General features: G+C 62.0%; 1 protein-coding gene. It reads right to left on the bottom strand.

Translation table 11 applies throughout. The features are described from left to right. Positions 1-373: 373 nt before the first annotated feature. The coding region (locus tag FYJ79_RS12395; protein WP_154518925.1) for an IS256 family transposase at positions 374-1,160 on the bottom strand (787 nt) is incomplete at its 5' end.

Genomic DNA, 1,160 nt, shown 5'->3' with positions numbered 1-1,160 from the left:
CTTTGTCGTTCAGAGGAGAAGGACGGGCCTCCCAGGTTCCTGGGAAACCCCTGTATGGACATGCCCTGCTCTTCGACCCCGGCGGCCCTTCCCTGCCAAGCCATACGGCAGGGTCGTGTTGCCTTCCAGCATTTGAAAACTGTCGGCGACTGCCACTACCACAATTTCGGGGCTCTATCACACGGCCTATCCACTCGCTGTGTACGCTTCGCAGCGGCGGTTACCCGACACCACGCAACACTCGCTGCCGGCTGGTGGCTAGCCTTGGCCGGGTGGGACTTTCACCCACTGGGTTTCACGACATCCTTTCCACCTTCTCGGTTTCCCGGATGTCCAGGCTTTGCCTGGCGCACTCAAATCTGGTGGATGGCAGTCAGGCGGCAGTCCTGTCTGATTGATCGGTTACCTGCTCCCCATCCTGAAACCGGACGTTGTTCACGACCAGCTCCAGCTTGCTGAACCCCTTGATGCGCTTCCAGCGTTTCTCGGCGCTCTGGAGCAGCTTGAAGACCATCGCCAGGGTCGTCGCCCGGGATCCGCAGTTCCGGCTGCGCTTGCTCCGTAGACGGACCGTGGCGAAGGTCGACTCGATCGGGTTGGTGGTGCGGATATGCACCCAGTGCTCTGCTGGATAGTCGTAGAACGCCAGCAGCTCGTCCCGATCCTTGGCCAGGCACGCCATCGCCTTGGGGTACTTGGCCTCGAAGCGTTTCAACGTGCGATCGAAGGCCTTGTGCGCATCAAAGCGGGTCTCGGCCATCCAGATGTCATGGAGGTCGGCCTTGACCTTGGGCTGCACTGATTTCGGCAGCTTGTTCAGCACGTTAGCGGTCTTGTGGACCCAGCAGCGCTGATGGTCGGTTTCCGGGTAGATCTTGCTCAGCGCCAACCAGAACCCCATGGCACCGTCGCCCACCGCCAGCTTGGGGGCTTGAGTCAGACCGCGCTCTCGCAGCCCCGTCAGCAGCGTTTCCCAGCTGTCTGCCGACTCACGGAAGCCGTCCTCGACGGCCACCAGCTCCTTGCGGCCCTGCTCCGTGACGCCGATGATCACCAGCAGACACAGGCGGTCATCCATGCGCACGTTGCTGTACACGCCGTCGGCCCACCAGTAGACGTAGCGACGGTCTGACAGGTCACGCTGCCGCCACTCGGTATGC

This window comes from Sharpea porci (assembly GCF_009695655.1).
GTDB lineage: Bacteria > Bacillota_I > Bacilli_A > Erysipelotrichales > Coprobacillaceae > Sharpea > Sharpea porci.
Note: the sequence above shows the minus strand (reverse complement) of the source record. Positions and strands in the feature narration are given on the sequence as shown.